The following is a 20,119-nucleotide window of genomic DNA, read 5'->3' as shown; positions in this document are numbered from 1 at the left end:
ATTTTTTGCAGATTAATTTTAATGATACATATGTCTCAGTGAAGTAATAGCTGGTTAGATATTATAGTTAAAATCAGTGAACAGGTTTGATCTGTTTTTTGTTTCCGACATTAATTTTTGACGATTTTAATGCCTCAGTAGCTGAAGTGGTATATACCGGTTTAATACCGCTATTTATTTTTGATTCGTTCCCTGCAGTTCCTGCCTTATTGGTTGATACACGCTTTACCATGCCTTCCTTGCTGTAGTTATGGATAAAAATAATCTTCTGGCTAACCTGGTCAGCTTTTGCCTGAAGTTGGCGTGTTTCATCAAGAGCCAGTTCCTTTGCAAGGTTTCCATTGTTTATTACAGCAGAGCTGATGTAGTCTGTAAGCCTGCGAGAAGCATCATTTAGCGAAACATAAATAGGGAAGAAAGATGTTTCGAGTAATCCTTTGACCCAATACTCGATATCAGATTTTGTAATAGAGATGGGATTTAAACGTTCACCTTTCCAATGGGTAAAAGTAATATTCCACACAGGGTTGGTAAATTTCAATGACTCAACGGTGCCATTTTGAATCAATGGCAATTGAGCACTAACGTCGAAAGTGAGGCTGATCTCAGGATCCAAGCTCCTGCTCATTCCCAAGCCAGGAATTAATGGATGATCCGGCGTAGTAACACTAAAATCAATTTTATTACCAGGAATTGTATAGCTTAAGTATGGTTTGCCATCTTTTTCATAAACAGACATATTCGTTTGAATCGATAAGGTTATCTTTTCAGCTCTAGATGTCTGATTCGTCAGCGATTTAATGTCTGTTTTAATACGTTCTATAATCTTACTCTTTAATTGATCTATTTTTTCAAAATACACATCATCTACAACTTTTTTAAGCATTTCATCTTCTTCAAAGATCTGCTTCGATTCACTGTATATGCGGATGCCTGGTGAATTGGTTTGCGCATTCAATTTGGCAGTAACGGTTGAATATAAAACAAGGGAAAGAATAAATATTTTCATAACAAGTGATATTTAAGGAATCAGAATTTTATTTATAATAATCATCGAAATTTAGATTAAGGAAATAAGCTTTATCAGCCTATATGAGCATCCAAATAGCCTTTAAGTGAATGCTATTCCAACACTTTAAATAGCTTAATGAAATCTGATTTGGATACTCATATAAATTTCTGTATTCTCAAGAAGGCTAAGTGGTATAAAAACGACATTTTTTCTCTTGTTGAAAATCTTTGCATTAGTTATATCAATCGTCATCATTCATACAAAGTAGAGTGCTATCCGCTTGTAAAGGTATTTACCCCATTTACTTTTTTTTAATTAATGAGACGAACGTATGTTTAGCTACCACAGAAATTAATAAGCGAGAGATGAGTAAGACGAAAATCCATGCTATTGCTGTTTTTTGATCACGGATATCTAAACTATAGTTGATTATTAAGCCGTATTAAGATTTTAGCAAACCGATCGATGAATAGTGTAGTTAATATTTATCCGGTTTTAATTAAGGGTAATTGACGACTTTGGGTTCAATCTATAAGTCAGGAATGCTTTATTTTAAGATTGCTCTAGTTCCTTACCGCTATCAATCCTTGTTTCATTCGGTTCATTATTCTTTAACTCTCGTTCAAGGAAATAGTTTAAAGCAGTTCTTAATACGGCAATAGAAGCCAGTTTTCCAATATCATCCCAGGTAGGTGCAATGGCTGTAGCCAATATATCCGCGGCCAGCAAAAGTTCTAAGGCTACAGTTAATGCGCTGCCAAAATGTATTCTGATGGTCTGGTTAGTAATACCATCATTTGGAGTGAAAAGATGTCTTAGGTATTTATACAAAAACTTTAAAAGGGCTACACCTATTACAAACGCTGCCAATACCTCAACAGTGCTGCTTAAATGTTTGGTTACAATTTCTGCTATTTCCTTCATCTTTTATTATTTCAATTATAACCTGTCTAACCTTCCTCCGTCCACTTCAATCATGGCTCCCTGCACAAAAGCGGCATCTTCTGAAGCAAGAAATGCAACAACTCCTGCAATGTCTTCAGGTTTGCCTACGCTGTCTTTATTTATTTCTTCGAGGCCAGCTTTTATGTTTGGATTTTCCCAAAGCATTGGTGTATCTATAGCGCCAGGTAAAATGGCATTCACCCGGATACCTTTTGGCTTGCCTTCTATTGAAGATGACCTTGTAAGAGAAAGCAACGCGGCCTTCGCTGCTGCATAAGTAGTAACATTAGGGGTAGTTTCAAGTGCGTGTATGCTCGAAATATTTATGATGGAACCCCCTTTTTTCATTGTAAGAAATCCATGCTTGGTAAAATAGAAAGCGCCTAAAAGATCTACATTAAGGATGCGATTCCAATCTTCCCCTGTTGTTTCCTGTAGTTTTTTGAAGATCATTAATCCTGCATTGTTAACTATTATATCTAATGTACCAAATTGTTCAATAGCCCCATTGACTGTGGTTTCAACCTGCGGTTCCTTACTTACATCACATTGACTTAACCAAACTTTCCTGGCTCCATTAGATTTAAGAGTTTCAGCTCCTTTGGTCAATTGTTCCATATTTATATCTGCCAATACTATATTGGCGCCTTCTGAAGCAAACCTTGTAGCAATGGCCAGGCCAATGCCACCTGCACCACCTGTTACTATCACTGTTTTATTACTGAATCTCATATTGTATTTTTACTTGCCTGAAGCAATGTTTTTGTATCTGTTTTATTTTCATTATCCTCATCTTTCTTTGCATTATCCTCTTTGGTTTCTTTATTATTGGATGGTACCTGGATTGGCACTTTGAGACAATCGCTATGCGTTGGTAATACTTCCCTCCAGTCTTTTATGAGTTGTTTATAGGCTTTTCCAACAGGCCGGATATTCCTGTCGAGATCAAATAACCCAAGTGGGTTAACATTATTATTATCTTCCCTGAGAGCAGAATCCCAATCAACCTGGTCTGTAAGAGAATACCACGTAAAACCGACAATCGGAACACCATCATTTCTAACTCTTAAGACATTGGCCCATTCCTTCCAAAGCCAGTTTATAGCTTCATCTCCATTTGGTCCTTGTTTAAGATTGGTTTCTGTATGCATTACCGGGAGCTTATAACGTTCATAGTACTGCGAAGTGATTACATGGTAACCAAATATTTCACCTGCCGCCCTGGTGGAACCGTTAGCGGATACCCGGTGCTCATTTGTGATATAATAATCATTGCCCATTATGCAATGGCGTTTCAGGTGATTATTCAGAAAGAAATGGTATTCTTTCCTGGTCATCCCGTTATCCATAAGGTATTCATACATTTCGGAATCGATACGTTTACCATAATTCAGATCAAGCGATAAAAACCTTCTTGCATTCATTAATTCTGCTGGTTTAATTGCTTTTGGGTTTTCTGCATGGTAGTATTCAGAAGATTCGCTTTGTATAAAAATAGCGTCTGGCCTTACATTTATGATGGCCTTCATTGCCAGTACATTTGCCTTTACAATATGCTTCAATGCAGTTACAAATGAATAATCCGTTGTAAGCTGTTCATTCCACCATCCATAATAAGAAGAAAAAAGGGCGGTAATGTACATTTCATTTACAGGTGTATATAACTGTATCCAATGAAAACGTTTGGCAAAATCGCCGGCGTACTGAGCAAACAGTTCAGGAAAATCCGGATTTTGAAAATCGCCTATCCAGTCCGGTACACCAAAATGACAGAGATCTGTTATAGGAAGTATTTCCTGCTTTTTTAAATATTCAAAGGTTAAGTCTGCAAATGTCCAATCATATTTTCCAGGGCCAAGAAATGTTTTATAGATTGGCGGACCATACCTCAAGAACTGGATTCCTAATTCCTTTACGAGATCAAAATCCTTCTGCCAATATTTATAATGGCCACATTTTTCAAGTTCATCTACTCTTCTTTTAGCTTGCCCTACTACCGGAACACTGTTCTCAATTCCTGTGGCAAACATAAATTTTCGGTACATGCTACAACTGTGACAAAGCATATGCCATATGAAAACAACAAATTATTATTTAGTATTTGCAAATCAGAATGACCAGACATTGCAAAAACTTATAGAGACAACTGTAATGTGTAAAGCATAGCTATTAACCCAATCAAAATAAACGAATGGAGATTGAAAAATAAAACAATGTACTTTTCATAAATAGGAGTGTGTTACATGTTTTACTGGAAAGAAATCTGAATGTAGTATGGATTGCACCTGGTTTACATTAAGAGCGCTTGCCAGTTTTCAATACTTACGTACAATTTTTGTCCAGTCCTTGATTCAAGTAATCACACCAGACCAAACACAACTGAAGTTTGCAGTGTAAACTTCAGACTGTCATTATGATTTGAAATTGGGAAAATCCTACCCCATTAAAAGATTGACACCAATTCCTTCCGAACAGTCAGCTTGTTGTAATTTCCGTTCTTTCATCCTGTATTTCCTGTTAAGCTTCCCGGCTTTATGGCCTGTGTTCTTACTTTACTTTCACATTAGCTTTGACTAAAGGAAGAGTTCACTTTAAGCACTCGCCACTATGAAAACCTCATTAACATATTGTAGCTAGCTATTCAACTATGAGTACTGTCAGTTATTTGGAGTTGAATTTCGAATAGCTTTGAATGATTTTCTTTTGAAATGGGTACAAAACAATGCTGTTTTACTGAATACCAGCAGTTCAAATGAACAGTACTGCAAACAATAGTAGTGAACAAATCTCAGCTCCGGTCAATGATGTCAAAAGCCATTACTGGCTTGTATATTTTGTCTTCTTTATTGTTGTTTTTGTTTTGGTTATAAAACATTTCTCAGGAATTGAAAAAGACTTCCTACTGTTACGGCATGTTCAGCCTGCCTGGCTGGTGGCAGCCATTGTAGCTCAATTGGCTACATATTTTTTTACAGCCTTTATTTACCGGTTATTATTACAGGCTTTTCATTTGGTCAACTTACCAGGTATAGGGTCACTGGTTAAGGCATCCATAGTTTCTCTTTTTTTCAATCAAACAGTACCCAGTGCAGGTATCAGCGGAAATGCATTCTTCTTTCGTTACGTTTCATCTTTTAACGTTCCTGCAAGTGATGCTTTTTCACTGATCTTGCAGAGTTGCTTTCATATTATGCTGCCATTGAAACCCTGATTATTTTATTGCTGCTAACGGCCTTCTTTATTACGCATTCACCACATGTAATTATTACCACTTTAGTTCTGGGACTTGCTGCCTACCTTTTTTTTAGTGTCTTAATAGCCCTTGCTGGAAGGAAAAATTATTTTAGCCGCCTGTATTCACGGTTGAAAAAAAGCAGGTGGCTGGCTAAGCTTGTAGAAAGACGTTATAAAAATATACCACGTCCCACGGTTGCAGGCCAGGGCATGCAACTGGCAAGTTTGATCAGGTCGGAGAAAGGCTTAATGCTGAACGTGTATTTTTTGCAGATATCAAAAGCCGCACCGGATGCATTGACGCTCTTTGCTTTGTTTAAAGGATTGGGTGTTTCAGTTCCTTTTTATTTGGTCCTGCTTGGCCTGGTATGCACTCAGATCGTTTCCCTGCTGCCGTTTCTTCCCGGTTCATTAGTTCTGTATGAAAGCAGTATGGTTTTCTTTTTTACCATGCTGCACCTACCATTGGGTAGTGCAGTTGTTGTTACCTTGTTGTATAGGTTCTTATCATTCTGGCTTCCCATGCCCCTGGGCTTGTTCTTTTATAGGAGATGGAAGCGAACGTTTCACAGGTTGGAGAATGTTTAACATTGCGCTGCTTTCGTTATATTTTCGTGCATGAATTTTTTCAGGTAACCACCCGTTTATATAAGGAACCTCCAATTACAACCAGGAAGGAAGATATGAGAAAGAGTAAACCCGTATCTGGTAAATCATTTACCGCTATGGAACTATGAAGCATATTATGACGCAGAATATTGATCATAAAGGTGAGGGGATTGCCATGCGAAAGAACCTGCAGCCATCGGGGCATGATGTTAATAGGGTAGATGGCGTTGCTGGCAAAAAAAAGAGGCATGGTTAATACCTGGCCAATACCCATAAATCGTTCCCTTGTTTTTACAAGGCAAGCAATGATTAGCGAGAAAGTGGAAAATAGAACAGCTCCTAAAATAACAGTGAGGGCAACAGTTAGAATGGCAAGCGGGTGCAGGTTCAGATGCACTTTGAGCAAAGCTGCCAGGATATAAATAATCAACATGACTGGCAGGGAACGCAGTCCGGCAGATAAGGCTTTTCCCAGCACAAGAGCGGTACGGGGTGTAGGGGTTACCAAAAACTTTTGTGTCAACCCAAGATCTCTTTCCCAGATTATGGCAATGCCAAAGAAGATAGAAATAAACAATACACTTTGAGCCAATATACCCGGAGTCATAAAATCAATGTAGGGAATGCTGTCATTAATAGGGTGCATGCGCTGGAACACCTGTCCGAAGATCAGCAGCCAGAGCGCCGGTTGCACGCCTCTGAGCAGGATCTCGGTTGGATCATGAAGAATCTTACGCAGTTCCAATTCAGCAATAACCGTCGTTTTCCTGATAAAGCGTATCATATGCTTTTGTTTATCCCAGTCGTCTGGTCGTTTTCCTTTCAGTTGCCACTTCATGAAATCCTCGTTCGCTGTCGGGCGATTCCTTTGTATAATGAATAAATACGTCCTCCATACTACTGTCAATGCTCTGTACTGATTTCTTTAATTCTTCCGGTGTTCCAACAGCTGCTAATTTGCCCCTGGAAAGAAAGGCTACATGATCGGAGAGCTTATCTGCTTCATCCATGATGTGCGTTGTTAAAAGAATGGTGGTATTGAACTGTTTTTTCAATTCGAGAATGTGCTGCCAAACTGTTTGAACCCCAATAGGATCAAGGCCTGTGGTGGGTTCATCCAGGAATAACATCTTCGGCCGGTGCATCATGGATTGCGCAATCTCCAGTCTTCGGATCATGCCTCCTGAATAGGTACGCACGGGTTTGTGGGCCGCCTCCTGCAGTTCCATGAACCCAAGGTATTCATTCACCCGTTGCTTTGCTTCTTGCGAAGGAAGGTCATAAAGTTTCGCAAAGAGCAACAGGTTCTCATAACCGGTCAGGGTTCCATCCACGGAAATCATTTGTGGCACATAGCCAATCAGTCTCCTGATCCGGAACGGATGGTCCACCACACTTACACCATCTATAATGGCATCTCCTGAAGATGGTTTCAAAAGAGTGGTCAGCAATTTGATGCAGGTTGATTTGCCGGCTCCATTTGGTCCCAACAGGGAGAAGATCTCTCCTTCTTCAATAGAAATTGTCAGGGCGTCAAGGGCTGTGAACGCATGAAAGCGTTTGGTAAGGTATTGTGTTGTAAGCAGGAGAGCCATAGCCATTTTCTATTTATTCATTCGTAATGCAAGGCTTCTATCGGGTCCAGTCTCGAGGCTTTTAAAGCGGGGTAGTATCCAAAGAAAACGCCGGTAATAAAACAGACCATAAATGATAATACCACTGATGACTGCGTGATCAGGGTGGGCCAGTGCAGGAACAATGAGACCCCCCTTGTAGCTGCAATGCCTAATACCACGCCAATCAATCCGCCGGTGATGCTGATGACAATAGCTTCAATTAAAAACTGCATCAGGATGTCAACGCCCCTGGCACCTACTGACATACGCAAACCTATTTCTTTGGTGCGTTCCGTTACTGAAACATACATGATATTCATAATCCCTATACCACCAACAACCAGGGATATGCCTGCAATAACTGCCAGCAACACTGTCAGGATCTGGCTGGTTGAAGTAAAGGTGCTGATCAGTTCTGCCTGTGTGCGCACGGTAAAATCATCATCCATGCCTTTTTGTAAACGGTGACTGGTGCGAAGGATTTGTTGAATTTCATCCACTGCATTGGAAGTTGACTGGTCATTAATGGCAGAAGCAAAAATGGCCTGGTAATAAATGGTGGCACTGATCCTTTTCTGTACGGTAGTAAAAGGTGTCAGGATAATATCATCCTGGTCTTGTCCAAAAGCATTCTCGCCCTTTTTATCAAGCAGTCCAATGATACGGAAGGGAATGTTTTTAAAGCGAATTGTTTTTCCCACAGGATCATCACCGTTAGGGAAAAGATTGCTGGCTACAGTTTGCCCAACCAGGCAGACTTTGGTTGCTGCTTTTACATCCTGGTCTGTAAACACAACTCCTTCCTTCAGCGGCCAGCTTCGAATAGAGAGGTAATCGCTGGAGACCCCCTGGAGGCTGCTTGTCCAGTTGTCAGGACCATTGATGGCCTGGCCCCTGGCTGATACCAGCGGTGAAAGGGCGCTGATGGATGCGGCATTATTCCGAAGGGCTGTTACATCAGGCTCTGATAGTGTTTGCACATTGCCTGCATCCATCCGGGCTCCGCCCTGTATATTGCTGTTCGGGCGGATCGTGATCATGTTGCTGCCCATGGCCGTGATCTGGCTTTGAATACTTTGTTTGGAGCCCTGGCCAATAGCTATCATGGCAATTACCGCTCCCACACCAATAATGATCCCAAGCATGGTGAGAAAAGAGCGCATCTTATTGCGCCTGATGGCCCGTAAAGCAATGCGTAACAAGTTGACGATCTTCATGGGTTCTGTATTTCTGTTAATGAAGCAAGATTTGCCAGCACTTCTTTAGCGTTGCGTACATGGTTATTGTTGGCATCTTTAATGATCTTTCCATCACGCAGGGTGATGGTGCGCTTGCTGAACAAAGCAATATCAGGTTCGTGCGTTACAAATACGATCGTCTTTCCGTGCATCTCATTCAACTCCTGGATCAGCATCATGATCTCATAGGACGTTCTTGAATCAAGATTTCCGGTTGCTTCATCCGCAAGCACCATCACGGGGTCATTAACCAGTGCTCTTGCGATGGCCACCCGCTGTTGCTGTCCTCCCGAAAGCTGGCTGGGCATATGGTGCATCCTGTCAGCAAGCCTGACATTTTTCAAAGTCTCCATGGCCTTGTCCCTTCGTTGCCGGGGCGAAAATTTCTTGTTGTACATCAGTGGCAATTCAACATTCTCTAATGCAGAGGTCCTGGCCAGTAGGTTGTACGCTTGAAATATAAATCCCAGTTTCCTGTTGTGGTACCCTGCCAGTTCGTTCTTCGAAAGTTGGCTAACATCTACGCCATCCAGAAAATATTCACCGCTTGTTGGGCGATCCAGACAGTCCATGATGTTCAACAGTGTTGTTTTGCCTGAGCCGCTGCTACCCATGATGGTCACGAACTCACCTGCAGTAATGGTAAAACTGATGTCATTGAGTGCCCGCACCATCTCTTCACCCATCCTGAATTCACGCCGAAGATTTCTGATATCAACAATCATTGATTCCACAGGAATTATTTTAGTTCGTTCTCTGTCTTTGTCCTCCGCCGGATTGTCTTCGCATCTGGGGCATAAAGGGACTTCGCTGTGCGTTAGTTGCTGTTGCATTCCCATTTCCATTCACACCTGTAATGACTTCCTCATCCGTTTTAAGGCCTTTTATTACCTGTGCAGAGGTGCCATCATTCATGCCGGTCCAGACTTTCTTTTGAATAAGCGTATCGCCTGATTTTATCCATATCATTGCAATGGTTCTATTGTTCTCATTTTTGCCTGTAGCACTACTGTCTCCACGTGAAGCATTTTTTTCCAGCTGTGAATGCTGCAGTCTTTCTGCTTTTTTTAGCACGTATTTTATCAGTAAGGAACTGTCGGGTTTAAATCGTAGTGCTTTTGCTGGTATCAACAAGGCATTGCTGTCTTCCTGCGTGTAAATAGTAATACTTGCCGTCATGCCGGGCCTGAGCTTCATCTGGCGGTTGTCGATGGTGATCAAAGTTGGATAGGTTACCACATTGGCAGAAACGTAGGGATGGAGGTAGATCTTCTGAACGGTTCCATAAAACAGTTCATCTGGGAAAGCATCCACTGTAAAGCTTACATGCTGGCCGGGTTTCACACCACCAATGTCAGCTTCATCCACATTGGCATTCACCTGGATTTTGGAAAGGTCTTTGGCAATGACAAACAAGGTGGGTGAGCTGAAACTGGAAGCAATGGTCTGTCCCGCACTTATGTTTTTGTTAAGTACCACTCCGGTGATGGGCGAATAAATGTTGGTGTAATACAAATTGCGTTGAGATAGCTTCACCTGCGCCGAAGCATTGTTCACTACTGCTTTGGCGATGTTGTATTGATTGAGTGCCAACTGGTAGTCGGCTTTTGAAATAGCCCCAAGATCAAACAATTGTTGCTGGCGGTTGAAATTGGTTACCTGGTATTCCAGGTTGCTTTGTGCATTGGCCAGTGTGGCTTTTGCCTGTTCAATTTGAGTGCTGACGATGGATGGATCTACCTTAGCCAGAAGTTGTCCTTTTTTCACTGTGTTGTTGAAATCCGCATACACTGCCTTCACCACACCTGAAACCTGTGCACCAACGATTACAGTGTCTACAGGCTGAATGGTACCCGTAGCCGTTACTGATTTCCCTATATAACCGTATTGTGCTTTGGTTGTTTGCAGATCCACGGGCCTTGTTTTATTATTGTTTCTAAAATAAATGACTGTAGCCACTGCTGCCAGGATCAGTAAGGCAATTAATATAATGGATCGTTTTTTCATGTCATTTCATTGTAATCGTATGGGCTGGCCCAGGTAGAACTCATAAATTTTTTGCTGAAGCACTGCACTGTATTTTGCTTGCGTGAAGGCCTGCACTGCCTGAACGTATTGATTGCGCTGTTGCAGCAGGTCATAACTATTGATAGCTCCAAGCCTGAATTGTTCGTTGGAGATGCGGTAGCTTTCCGTAGCCGCATTCAATTGTTCTGAAGCCGCCCGGTAAGATTGTATGGCATTGCTTGCCTGAAGGTAAGCCTGCTCCACCGCCTGGGATAAAACCAGTTGATCATTCTGCCAGTTAAGCAAAGATTCTTTATACGCAATGGTCGCTTTAGCACGGTTCACTTTATTGACATAATTGGAAAAGATGGGAATAGATAATGTTAATCCAATACGCTGGTAAAAATTATCACCGGTTTGTGTAAAATACCCCGTCTTGGGCGCTACAGCATTAGTGAGCACATTGCTGTAGCCAGTAGCCAGGTTGCCGCTTGCCGAAAGCATAGGTTTGAAGCCTGCAGAGGCTTTGACTATGTCAAGCGAAGCTATCTCTGCACTAATTTTACCAATTTTCATATCGGGGAAGTTATTTAAGGCAGCTTGCCGTACCTCGAAAAAGGGTAAAAGGTTTTTGATTACCACAAGGGTGTCTGGTGTAGCAATATCAAATGAAAGATCTGCAGGCAATTGAAGGCTTTGTTTCAACAAGAGCAGTGACTTACGAATGGCATTTTGAATTTGCACCAGCAGGTAACGGTCGCTGGCGAGTTGGGCCTGCAATTGCAACAATTCTTTTTTGGCCATGCTACCGGCCTTATAAAAAATTTCGCCCTGCTGTACTCTTGCCTCAGAGGTGGACACAAGATCCTTAAAATATTGAATGTTTTCCTTATCCAGTAAAATGGAAAGATAATACTGCGTGATTTGCAGTGTCATGTTGTTGAGTGATTGCTCTACCTGCAGGTTGGCCAGTTCCATGGATAATTTCCGCTGCTCTATAGTTTTGTTGATGAAATTGTCGTTCCATATAACAAGAGTGGAACTGAGGGCATAGACGCCACTGGATGTTAACTGGCTCACCAGGTTATGATCACTAACAGGATTATTAGCGTGGTTAAATACATTAGAAAGGTTGAAAGAGAGTGAAGGAATTTTTAAACCTCTTGCCAGCAGCAATTCCTGCTCTGCTGCCTGGCCGTTCAGGCGGAGTGTACGCACCTGCAGGTTGTGGTCTCCTGCATAATTGATGCAGTCCGTTAAAGTCCAGCCCTTCAGGGAATCTTTTACCTGTGCATTGATCCCGGCTGTAAGCAGGAATGCAATGATCAGCAAGCCATATTTACGAACTGGCTTCATAAATAGTATTCTATATAAACGTCCCTTTGTGAAACTATTGTTCTTTTGCCTGCCACAAAATGAGCGACGTCAAAGGAACTAGTGACCGTTATCAGACTTCGGGATTGTGATCATGACAGGCGTAAAGTCAAACCCTTTAATGTATTCCTGACTCTTTCGGATATGCAAATCCATTCATAGTTTATACGAAGATCAGCAGTGCCCAAAAACGCTGAGAATGGTTGAAGTTAATTTCTTAATGATGGGTTTAACAATCATTGCAGCAGGAGGCGATTCTAAAATACCTTTGCTGGAATTATCTTATACAGTGACTATGGATGAGCTGTAAAATCAAAAATCTTTCAGCCCATGATCATAGAGAAATTTTTGAACCTGGTGAATTTGGTAGATATATCAATTAACAAATTATTCTTTTGACCAATCAACATAAAATTAGAAATATGGAATCAGTAAGAACCACACCCGAAGGTGCAACTACCATCAAAACAAAAGAAGTGAAAGCATTCGGCACCAGTGCAGCAGATGCGCCCTTAAACCAATTGAATATTCATCGCAGGAAACCTAAACCACATGATGTTGAAATTGACATCCTTTATTGTGGTGTTTGCCACTCAGACCTTCACACAGCAAGGAATGAATGGCATGGTACGGTCTATCCCTGTGTGCCTGGTCATGAAATTGTGGGCAGAGTTGTTAACGTTGGTGAACATGTTAAAAAATTTAAGGTGGGTGACCTTGCTGCAGTAGGTTGTATGGTAGATAGTTGCCGTGAATGCGACTATTGTAAAGAAGACCTGGAGCAATACTGTGAAGAAGGAAATACAGGTACATATAACTCACCTGATAAATACCTTGGCACGCAAACCTATGGCGGGTATTCAGAAAGTATTGTTGTCACTGAGGCCTTCGTTTTGCGGGTACCTGAAAACCTTGACCTTGCAGCTACAGCACCCTTGCTTTGTGCTGGCATTACTACTTATTCTCCTTTAAAGCATTGGAATGTGGGTCCGGGTAAAAAGGTTGGGATTGTTGGTATTGGAGGCCTTGGACATATGGGGGTTAAAATTGCAAAGGCGATGGGTGCAGAAGTGATTGTATTTACTACATCACTTTCCAAGGTGGAAGATGCCAGGCGCCTTGGTGCAGATGACGTGGTGCTGTCAAAAGATGAAGAACAGATGGGTCGTTATGCAGGCAAGCTGAATTTTATATTAGATGCAGTTTCCGCCCAGCATGATATCAATGCTTATTTAAGCTTGTTAAGGGTAGATGGTACATTGGCCCTGGTAGGAGCACCGGAGCATCCGCTTCCGGTAGCCGCATTCAGCCTTATCCCTTACCGCAGAAGTTTTGCTGGTTCAATGATTGGCGGCATTGCAGAAACACAGGAAATGCTTGACTTCTGTGGTAAACATAACATTGTTGCAGATATAGAGATGATCAACATACAGCAAATCAATGAAGCTTACGAACGTTTATTGAAAGGTGATGTCAAGTACCGTTTTGTTATTGATATGGCTTCTTTAAAAAGATAAGAGCCAGGCCTCATAAATATTATGCTTTTTACAATGCCATGTTAACTATTTTAATAGATAGATATAGTTAAAGAGCTTGTCTTGCTTATTTGGAAAGCAAGAACATAATCTTTATTATCAAATTTAAAAATGATCTTAATGGAAATAACAAGAGTTGGTACTCAGCCCTCTGCCAAAGGTCCTGAAGATTGGTTCACCGGAGCGGTTCGGATAGATCCTTTATTCGCAGCCAACGAAGCCAGGCGTGCCGCATCCGCCAGCGTTACATTTGAACCAGGGGCCAGGACGGCCTGGCATACACATCCCCTCGGCCAGACTTTGATCATTACAGCTGGTTGCGGTTGGGTGCAGCGGCAGGGTGGTCCTGTCGAGGAAGTACATCCAGGTGATATCGTTTGGTTTGAGCCCAATGAAAAGCACTGGCATGGAGCCACGGCGAAAACCGGAATGACACATATGGCCATACAGGAAAATCTGAATGGCACAGTGGTTGACTGGATGGAAAAGGTAACCGACGAACAATACTCCGGGGATTAACAAGTTAAAAGGTTGGCAAAGGGTGTTGGATGGTTGGGAAACTGTTAAGTAATTATGTGATCCTTTAGATCCCTGGCTGCTTGCATCTATACAATCAATAATATAATTTGAAGGCTTTTGGAATGCAGGTTATCCTGGTTTCCTTTTTACTAACACTTGCAAAATCTACTGCCTCCCTATGTATTTTGATAAACCCAGGTTAGCTGTAAGATTAGGATCCATGTTACTGGATCATTTTATTATGTGCCTTGCACTGCTTGTCCCTATTTTGGCATTGACATTGGTTAATGCTTCCATTGAAGGGCAAAGAGACCTCCAGCAATCTGCCGGGTACCAGTTTTTATTCCTGGGCCTGATGTTCGTATACTTCTTGAAAGATAGTTTTAAAGGTAGAAGCCCTGCCAAAAGAATTCTAAAACTCCAGGTGGTTGATAATAAAACCAACCTGCCTGCATCTGTTGGGAAATGTTTTGTCCGGAATATTTTAATTATTCTGTGGCCAGTGGAAGTACAGGTCAGTTTTTTCAATTTGCAAAGACGCCTGGGTGATTACCTGGCAGGAACAAAGGTTATTTATTTATATCCATCAAATATTTTACTAAATGAATTGGAGTTGACTAGTACAACTCATACAACCATTAATTAAATCGTAACATTTTAATTGTCCCGATGAAATCTGCTACCCTGGTTTGTATATTTTTTTTCCTGGCTCTATTTTCTTCTGCCCAAAAACTAACGCAGTACTTTGACTGGAACTGGAAAAGTACGGATGCTTCCAATGCACGTTATTATTCTGTGATTGAGCAAAAGGATGGACTATGGCGGCGTAAAGATTATTTTGCCAGCACCGGCAGATTACAAATGGATGGTGCCTATACCGATACCAGTTATAAAACGCCGCAGGGTGAGTTTCATTATTATCATGCCAATGGAATATTGCAGGCAGTTGGTAATTATGAAAAAGGAAGCAGGGAAGGGTTGTGGTTGAGTTATCATTATAATGGCATGATGAGTGATTCTGCTTTTCATGTAAGAGGGAATCCTGTTGGCAACCGTAAGATGTGGTATCCTAATGGTTATCTAATGGATTCAGTCGTCTGGCAGACCGATGGGAGTGGAGTTATGGTAAGCTGGTTTGATAATGGAGTTCCGGCAGCAGCAGGCAGGTTTGTCAACTTTCAACATGATGGCAAGTGGAGATATTTTCACAGGAATGGTCAAACGAGTTCGGTAGAAATATATGATCATGGCAAACTGGTTTCCAGGCAATATTATACAGAAACTGGTGCAGCGATAAAAGATACTTCTTGTACAGATAAAGAAGCCAGCTTTCCTGGTGGTCCGAAAGCATGGATGAAATATTTATCAAAATCAGTTTATTTCCCCTCCCAATGGAAATTTGATACACCAGGGCAGGCAGTAGTAACAGTGGATTGGTATATAGATGAGGAGGGCAATATTACAGATCCTTTCGTGAGTATTCCTCTGCATCCGGAATTTGATAAGATCGCATTGAATGCTTTTTATAAAGCTCCCAAATGGATACCTGCCAGGTCTCATGGTAGGTATGTAAAATCCTTTCACCGTCAACCGATCACCTTTTCCCAGGAAGAATAATGTATTGATCAAGGCCATCGCTTTGTGTTTTAAATAATGATTAAGAAATCATATAGACTGCAACCCTGCTACAAACATTGTTTTGTATCTAAAGTTGCTGTTGTTATACCTTTGGCCCGATTGAAAAACTTTTTGGTTGTCATATTGTTGATTATAACGACAGCAGGAACATTATTTCCCTGCTGTATTGTTGATGAATGCTGTGCAGACCAGTTGGCCACATCTTCCAGTCATGAAAAGCACCAGCCTGAAGGCAATTGTTCGCCTTTCTTTGCCTGCGCTACTTGCCCCGGCTTTGTTGGACTGTCAAAACCTATACAATTGGTTTTGCCTGTATCAGAAAAGCAAGTGCACCATGAAAGAATCCTGAACTTCCATCTTACTTCGTATGCTTCCTCGTTCTGGCAGCCGCCACGCTTTAGTTAATTCTTCTACCTCTTATGGTTTGCAGTGCAAACCCTCTTATTCTATTCGTTCCCTTATACAATTAAGGCATTACAACATGCGGTTATTCATATTATTACTTCTATCAGGTTTCAGCTACATTACCAGGGCACAACAAACCCTGCACGTTCAAATAAAAAGTGAGGACAAATCTCCTGTACCAGCCAGCATTGTAATAAAAGGAACCGGTAATGGTTATACAGCCGATTCGATGGGCCACTTAATAATACCTTTCCCTGCATACGGTGAATACATTTTATTGATCACCGCGGCAGCTTATGAAGAAAAGCAAATCAAATTAACCATACCATGTAGTTCAGATACCCTTGAAATTGAACTGGAAAGCATTGAACATGAAATGGAACAAATCATTGTGCAATCCACCAGGACAAGCAGGGCAATTGCTAATGTTCCAACCAGGGTAGAAACCATCTCTCTTGAAGAGATCGACGAGAAGACCAATATGAGACCTTCCAATGTGGCTATGATCTTGCATGAAAGCACGGGCATCCAGGTACAGCAAACATCGGCGACTTCTGGGAATGCAAGCATCAGAATACAGGGGCTTGATAGCAGGTACACTCAACTGCTAAAAGATGGCTTTCCCAACTTTGGCAATTTTTCCAGTGGGTTGAGTGTGTTGGAAATACCACCTCTTGACTTAAAGAAGGTGGAGATCATTAAGGGCCCGGCATCGCCCTTGTATGGAGGTGGCGCTATAGCAGGTGTTGTAAACTTTATTTCAAAAACACCTCGTACCATGCCAGAATACAGTTTGATCCTTAACCAGTCAAATATTGGTCAAAGCAATATCGGTGGATTTGCTTCTGCTAGGGGGAAGAAACTGGGTTATACCCTGCTTGCCCTGTACAACCGGTCCAATGCTTTCGATGTGGATAAAGATGAATTTACCGAAGTACCCAAATCCAATGAGTTTATAATAAACCCAAGACTGTTCATCTACCCAAATGAAAAAACTACTATCACCATCAGTAATAGCTTTACAACGGGGGAAAGAACAGGTGGAGATATTCAGGTGATCAAAGGAAAGGGAGATGCCTCGCACCAGTACTTTGAGAAAAACAAATCCATTCGAAATAGCAGCAGTTTCGAGCTGGACAAAAAGTTAGATGATAAGAACAGGTTTATAGCCAGGCAAAGTTTCAGCGTTTTTTATCGAACCATCAATATACCTAGCTATACATTTGCAGGCGTTAACTACAATAGCTTCTCAGATGTTTCATGGGTGAGCAATGGCAACAAACATGCTTTTGTGCTGGGTGCCAATTTCATTTACGATCAGTTCAACGATAAAAATAAAGGGAACAGCAATAAAGATAATACTTCCAGCACCGGAGGATTATACGGGCAGCATACATGGGACGCTACAGATAAAGTAAAACTGGAAAGTGGCCTTCGGGTTGATATTGCCAATTATAGGAATACACTTTATTCCAACACGGAAGTATTTGTATTGCCAAGGGTTTCCCTGTTGGTAAAATTCAGTCCTCAATGGTCTTCAAGAGTGGGTGCAGGCATGGGCTATAAAACACCTACCTTGTTCACCGAGGAAACGGAAACCATGCAATACCAAAACCTGTCACAATTAAGTAAAGTAAGCTCCGAAAAAAGCTACGGTGGAACCGCTGATGTGAACTTCAGAACCAATATCAGCGAAGACCTGGTATTTTCTTTCAACCACATGTTCTTTTATACATGGATCAGCACCCCCCTGGTATTAGAGAAATTTATGACCGATCAATACAGGTTCATCAACGCATCATCGCCGGTGCAGAGTGGGGGCTTTGAAACCAATGCAAAATTTATCTTCAAAGAGAATTTCAAGCTTTTCCTTGGGTATACATTTACAGATACCAGGGCCAAATACCTCACAGGAGAACAATTTTTGCCTTTAGTGCCGCGGGATAAACTCAATACGGCGATGATCTATGAGCGGGAAGGCTCCATAAAGTTGGGCCTGGAAGGATATTTTACTGGCAGGCAGTATTTGCATGATGGAACAAAAACCCCTTCATTTGCAGAGTATGGATTTATGGCCGAGAAGATCTTCAAAAAGTTTTCTTTATTTGTCAACCTGGAGAACTTTACAGATACCAGGCAAAGCAGGTATAAAAATGTGGTGAATGGCTCACATCTAGACCCGGTTTTTGATGAGATATGGACACACACGGAAGGATTTGTTATAAATGGTGGAGTTAAGATAAAATTTTAAAATGGAACATTCACATAGCCATGATCATGGCCATTCTCATTCAGTGCAGATCAATAAAAGCAATCAAAATGTTTTTTTGATCGGTATAGGCTTGAACCTGGCATTTGTAGTAGCGGAGTTGGTAGCAGGCCTTATCTACAATTCTATGGCCCTACTCACAGATGCGGGGCATAATTTGAGTGATGTGGCAAGCTTAGTCATATCAATGGTGGCTTTCTGGATGGCTAAAAAGAAGTCCAGTGCGGTATACACCTATGGTTATAAAAAAACCACCGTATTGGCTGCCCTGTTGAATGCAGTTGTATTGCTGGTAGCCATTGGCATCCTGGGTTATGAGGCAGGCACCCGCCTTGCTCGCCCCGAACCGGTGCAGGGTGATGTGATTGCCTGGGTAGCTGGCCTGGGAATAGTTGTCAATAGTGTTTCTGCATTTTTATTCTTCAGGCAAAAGCAGGAACTGAACTCCAAAGCTGCTTACCTGCATTTACTGGCAGATGCATTGGTGTCGTTAGGGGTTGTTGTAGCCGGCATTATTATTTCCCGCACTCACCTCTATTGGATTGACCCTGCTATTGGCCTTGCTATCATGGTTGTGATTTTAATAAGCACCTGGGGTTTACTAAGAGACAGCTTTAAAATGACCATTGATGCCGTGCCCGTTGGGATAGAACTGGAAGCCATCAAAAAGTTAATTAAAAAAGTACCCCATGTAAAGCATGTTCATCACGTCCATGTGTGGCCATTAAGTACCACGGAAAATGCATTGACGGCTCATGTGGTTATTGATGAGCACTTACCTTTTACCCGGAAGTTGGATGTCATTGCTGAAATCAAACACGAGCTGGAACACAACAACATTCACCACAGTACGATTGAAATGGCGCAGGAAGCACATTGATATCTATGATTACGAATTAAATACTCCAACCATCAGGCTATTAGCTGTCAACGACCTATTTTAATTTTCCACTGACTGTTTTTGCCAAAGACTTCAATTTGGGGTTGTCAATGGCACAAATGGAGTTCAAGGGGATGATGGCAGAAACCTCAACCTCGCCAATTCTATTCTCCTGAATTAAAGTATTACAGGGAAGTATAACTTCAATTCCTGATGTTCTTTATTTTCTATTCAGTGATGTCCAAGCACCGCCATTATAGACTTCTATTCCTGCTGACTTTAACAGGTTTTTTGCCATGGCGCTTCGGCTGCCACTCCTGCATACAGTGATTACAGGCTTATTCCATTTACGGATCGTGTCTAATTTAATTTTGATCTCATTGAGCGGGATGTTTTTTGAATCTGCAACATGACCTTGCTGATATTCGGATTTAGTACGGACATCAACGATCACTGCCCCTTTTTGAAATGCCTTTTCAAGGCCCTCATAGCTTTGTTGGAACAATCGTTTAAAAAATGAAAGCATTAGTTATTTTTTTTGTTGTAAAAGATCGCTCAGGCCACCTGCATTGTATACTTCTGTAAGCCTGTTTTGTTTTAAGATGGAAACAGCCATTTCACTGCGATTACCGCTACGGCAATAGGCCACGATTGGTTGTTTCATCTCTTTGATTTCATTAATCCTTTGCGGCAATTCGTCTAAAGGGATATTGATGGCATCTGGGTAATGTCCTCCTGAAAATTCTTCTTTTGTCCGTACATCAAGTATGGTTGCATTTTCGGGTATGTTTTTCATAGTATTCTTTTCTTGTTTTTAAAAGGAGAAATGTTTTGTTTC

The 20,119-nt window shown here is 41.5% G+C and carries 21 protein-coding genes; 9 read left to right on the top strand and 12 right to left on the bottom strand.

Going from position 1 to position 20,119, the window contains the following annotated elements; all coding sequences use genetic code 11:
• Positions 1 to 73: 73 nt before the first annotated feature.
• From BUA53_RS00505 to BUA53_RS00490, 4 genes are all read right to left on the bottom strand, one after another.
• Positions 74 to 1,009, bottom strand: coding sequence for a hypothetical protein (locus BUA53_RS00505; protein ID WP_072833286.1), 936 nt, complete (start codon positions 1,007 to 1,009; stop codon positions 74 to 76).
• 555 nt (positions 1,010 to 1,564) lie between these two features.
• The gene (locus tag BUA53_RS00500; protein WP_072833285.1) at positions 1,565 to 1,936 is read right to left on the bottom strand and encodes a DUF1622 domain-containing protein; all 372 of its coding nucleotides are present in this window, start codon (positions 1,934 to 1,936) and stop codon (positions 1,565 to 1,567) included.
• 15 nt (positions 1,937 to 1,951) lie between these two features.
• The gene (locus BUA53_RS00495; protein ID WP_072833284.1) at positions 1,952 to 2,689 is read right to left on the bottom strand and encodes an SDR family NAD(P)-dependent oxidoreductase; all 738 of its coding nucleotides are present in this window, start codon (positions 2,687 to 2,689) and stop codon (positions 1,952 to 1,954) included.
• Positions 2,686 to 4,002 (bottom strand): family 1 glycosylhydrolase, encoded by a 1,317-nt coding sequence (locus BUA53_RS00490; protein ID WP_072833283.1) that lies wholly within the window; start codon positions 4,000 to 4,002, stop codon positions 2,686 to 2,688. Before BUA53_RS00490 ends, BUA53_RS00495 begins: the two co-directional genes overlap by 4 nt.
• Before the next feature lie 707 nt (positions 4,003 to 4,709).
• Between BUA53_RS00490 and BUA53_RS21620 the strand changes: the two genes are divergently transcribed.
• Positions 4,710 to 5,168: a lysylphosphatidylglycerol synthase transmembrane domain-containing protein gene (locus BUA53_RS21620; protein WP_072833282.1), complete on the top strand. Its 459-nt coding sequence runs from the start codon at positions 4,710 to 4,712 to the stop codon at positions 5,166 to 5,168.
• On the top strand, positions 5,135 to 5,779 hold the full coding sequence (locus tag BUA53_RS21615; protein ID WP_072833281.1) for a lysylphosphatidylglycerol synthase transmembrane domain-containing protein: 645 nt from the start codon (positions 5,135 to 5,137) through the stop codon (positions 5,777 to 5,779). Before BUA53_RS21620 ends, BUA53_RS21615 begins: the two co-directional genes overlap by 34 nt.
• Positions 5,780 to 5,819: 40 nt before the next feature.
• Here BUA53_RS21615 and BUA53_RS00475 read toward each other — a convergent pair whose 3' ends face one another.
• From BUA53_RS00475 to BUA53_RS00450, 6 genes are read right to left on the bottom strand one after another with little or no spacing between them, the layout of a single operon-like run.
• Positions 5,820 to 6,638 carry an ABC transporter permease gene (locus BUA53_RS00475; RefSeq protein WP_217652899.1) on the bottom strand — a complete coding sequence of 273 codons (819 nt, stop codon included), beginning with the start codon at positions 6,636 to 6,638 and terminating at the stop codon, positions 5,820 to 5,822.
• Positions 6,595 to 7,401 (bottom strand): ABC transporter ATP-binding protein, encoded by an 807-nt coding sequence (locus BUA53_RS00470; RefSeq protein WP_072833279.1) that lies wholly within the window; start codon positions 7,399 to 7,401, stop codon positions 6,595 to 6,597. The genes BUA53_RS00475 and BUA53_RS00470 overlap by 44 nt, the downstream gene beginning before the upstream one ends.
• A gap of 11 nt (positions 7,402 to 7,412) precedes the next feature.
• Positions 7,413 to 8,633, bottom strand: a complete 1,221-nt coding sequence (locus tag BUA53_RS00465; protein ID WP_072833278.1) for an ABC transporter permease — start codon at positions 8,631 to 8,633, stop codon at positions 7,413 to 7,415.
• On the bottom strand, positions 8,630 to 9,379 hold the full coding sequence (locus BUA53_RS00460) for an ABC transporter ATP-binding protein (protein ID WP_449401669.1): 750 nt from the start codon (positions 9,377 to 9,379) through the stop codon (positions 8,630 to 8,632). The genes BUA53_RS00465 and BUA53_RS00460 overlap by 4 nt, the downstream gene beginning before the upstream one ends.
• Before the next feature lie 19 nt (positions 9,380 to 9,398).
• Positions 9,399 to 10,661 carry an efflux RND transporter periplasmic adaptor subunit gene (locus BUA53_RS00455; protein WP_072833277.1) on the bottom strand — a complete coding sequence of 421 codons (1,263 nt, stop codon included), beginning with the start codon at positions 10,659 to 10,661 and terminating at the stop codon, positions 9,399 to 9,401.
• A gap of 6 nt (positions 10,662 to 10,667) precedes the next feature.
• The gene (locus BUA53_RS00450) at positions 10,668 to 12,017 is read right to left on the bottom strand and encodes a TolC family protein (protein ID WP_072833276.1); all 1,350 of its coding nucleotides are present in this window, start codon (positions 12,015 to 12,017) and stop codon (positions 10,668 to 10,670) included.
• A gap of 440 nt (positions 12,018 to 12,457) precedes the next feature.
• On the opposite strand from BUA53_RS00450, the gene BUA53_RS00445 reads away from it, so the two are divergent.
• From BUA53_RS00445 to BUA53_RS00415, 7 genes are all read left to right on the top strand, one after another.
• Entirely contained in the window at positions 12,458 to 13,552 is a 1,095-nt protein-coding gene (locus tag BUA53_RS00445) for an NAD(P)-dependent alcohol dehydrogenase (RefSeq protein WP_175545987.1), read from the top strand.
• A gap of 138 nt (positions 13,553 to 13,690) precedes the next feature.
• On the top strand, positions 13,691 to 14,089 hold the full coding sequence (locus BUA53_RS00440; RefSeq protein ID WP_072833275.1) for a (R)-mandelonitrile lyase: 399 nt from the start codon (positions 13,691 to 13,693) through the stop codon (positions 14,087 to 14,089).
• Between the two features lie 178 nt (positions 14,090 to 14,267).
• A complete protein-coding gene (locus BUA53_RS00435) occupies positions 14,268 to 14,735 on the top strand; it encodes an RDD family protein (RefSeq protein ID WP_072833274.1) in 468 nt (155 codons plus the stop codon).
• A gap of 23 nt (positions 14,736 to 14,758) precedes the next feature.
• Positions 14,759 to 15,706 (top strand): energy transducer TonB, encoded by a 948-nt coding sequence (locus BUA53_RS00430; RefSeq protein ID WP_072833273.1) that lies wholly within the window; start codon positions 14,759 to 14,761, stop codon positions 15,704 to 15,706.
• Between the two features lie 120 nt (positions 15,707 to 15,826).
• Positions 15,827 to 16,132, top strand: coding sequence for a hypothetical protein (locus BUA53_RS00425; RefSeq protein ID WP_139256297.1), 306 nt, complete (start codon positions 15,827 to 15,829; stop codon positions 16,130 to 16,132).
• 76 nt (positions 16,133 to 16,208) lie between these two features.
• The gene (locus tag BUA53_RS00420) at positions 16,209 to 18,383 is read left to right on the top strand and encodes a TonB-dependent receptor (protein ID WP_072833271.1); all 2,175 of its coding nucleotides are present in this window, start codon (positions 16,209 to 16,211) and stop codon (positions 18,381 to 18,383) included.
• A gap of 1 nt (position 18,384) precedes the next feature.
• Positions 18,385 to 19,281 (top strand): cation diffusion facilitator family transporter, encoded by an 897-nt coding sequence (locus BUA53_RS00415; protein ID WP_072833270.1) that lies wholly within the window; start codon positions 18,385 to 18,387, stop codon positions 19,279 to 19,281.
• A gap of 220 nt (positions 19,282 to 19,501) precedes the next feature.
• Here BUA53_RS00415 and BUA53_RS00410 read toward each other — a convergent pair whose 3' ends face one another.
• Positions 19,502 to 19,807, bottom strand: a complete 306-nt coding sequence (locus BUA53_RS00410; RefSeq protein ID WP_072833269.1) for a rhodanese-like domain-containing protein — start codon at positions 19,805 to 19,807, stop codon at positions 19,502 to 19,504.
• A 3-nt stretch (positions 19,808 to 19,810) separates the two neighbouring features.
• Positions 19,811 to 20,077, bottom strand: a complete 267-nt coding sequence (locus tag BUA53_RS00405) for a rhodanese-like domain-containing protein (RefSeq protein WP_072833268.1) — start codon at positions 20,075 to 20,077, stop codon at positions 19,811 to 19,813.
• Positions 20,078 to 20,119 lie beyond the last annotated feature (42 nt).

The organism is Flavisolibacter ginsengisoli DSM 18119 (assembly GCF_900129295.1).
GTDB classification, from domain to species: Bacteria; Bacteroidota; Bacteroidia; order Chitinophagales; family Chitinophagaceae; genus Flavisolibacter; species Flavisolibacter ginsengisoli.
The sequence above is the reverse complement of the archived record's forward strand: the minus strand, read 5'-3'. Positions and strand labels throughout refer to the sequence as shown.

Bases quoted from the DNA above. Each gene is read 5' to 3' on its own strand.
- BUA53_RS00505 (WP_072833286.1), bottom strand. From the start codon at position 1,009: ATGAAAATATTTATTCTTTCCCTTGTTTTATATTCAACCGTTACTGCC.
- BUA53_RS00500 (WP_072833285.1), bottom strand. From the start codon at position 1,936: ATGAAGGAAATAGCAGAAATTGTAACCAAACATTTAAGCAGCACTGTT.
- BUA53_RS00495 (WP_072833284.1), bottom strand. From the start codon at position 2,689: ATGAGATTCAGTAATAAAACAGTGATAGTAACAGGTGGTGCAGGTGGC.
- BUA53_RS00490 (WP_072833283.1), bottom strand. From the start codon at position 4,002: ATGTACCGAAAATTTATGTTTGCCACAGGAATTGAGAACAGTGTTCCG.
- BUA53_RS21620 (WP_072833282.1), top strand. From the start codon at position 4,710: ATGAACAGTACTGCAAACAATAGTAGTGAACAAATCTCAGCTCCGGTC.
- BUA53_RS00475 (WP_217652899.1), bottom strand. From the start codon at position 6,638: ATGAAGTGGCAACTGAAAGGAAAACGACCAGACGACTGGGATAAACAA.
- BUA53_RS00470 (WP_072833279.1), bottom strand. From the start codon at position 7,401: ATGGCTATGGCTCTCCTGCTTACAACACAATACCTTACCAAACGCTTT.
- BUA53_RS00465 (WP_072833278.1), bottom strand. From the start codon at position 8,633: ATGAAGATCGTCAACTTGTTACGCATTGCTTTACGGGCCATCAGGCGC.
- BUA53_RS00460 (WP_449401669.1), bottom strand. From the start codon at position 9,379: ATGATTGTTGATATCAGAAATCTTCGGCGTGAATTCAGGATGGGTGAA.
- BUA53_RS00455 (WP_072833277.1), bottom strand. From the start codon at position 10,661: ATGAAAAAACGATCCATTATATTAATTGCCTTACTGATCCTGGCAGCA.
- BUA53_RS00450 (WP_072833276.1), bottom strand. From the start codon at position 12,017: ATGAAGCCAGTTCGTAAATATGGCTTGCTGATCATTGCATTCCTGCTT.
- BUA53_RS00445 (WP_175545987.1), top strand. From the start codon at position 12,458: ATGGAATCAGTAAGAACCACACCCGAAGGTGCAACTACCATCAAAACA.
- BUA53_RS00440 (WP_072833275.1), top strand. From the start codon at position 13,691: ATGGAAATAACAAGAGTTGGTACTCAGCCCTCTGCCAAAGGTCCTGAA.
- BUA53_RS00435 (WP_072833274.1), top strand. From the start codon at position 14,268: ATGTATTTTGATAAACCCAGGTTAGCTGTAAGATTAGGATCCATGTTA.
- BUA53_RS00430 (WP_072833273.1), top strand. From the start codon at position 14,759: ATGAAATCTGCTACCCTGGTTTGTATATTTTTTTTCCTGGCTCTATTT.
- BUA53_RS00420 (WP_072833271.1), top strand. From the start codon at position 16,209: ATGCGGTTATTCATATTATTACTTCTATCAGGTTTCAGCTACATTACC.
- BUA53_RS00415 (WP_072833270.1), top strand. From the start codon at position 18,385: ATGGAACATTCACATAGCCATGATCATGGCCATTCTCATTCAGTGCAG.
- BUA53_RS00410 (WP_072833269.1), bottom strand. From the start codon at position 19,807: ATGCTTTCATTTTTTAAACGATTGTTCCAACAAAGCTATGAGGGCCTT.
- BUA53_RS00405 (WP_072833268.1), bottom strand. From the start codon at position 20,077: ATGAAAAACATACCCGAAAATGCAACCATACTTGATGTACGGACAAAA.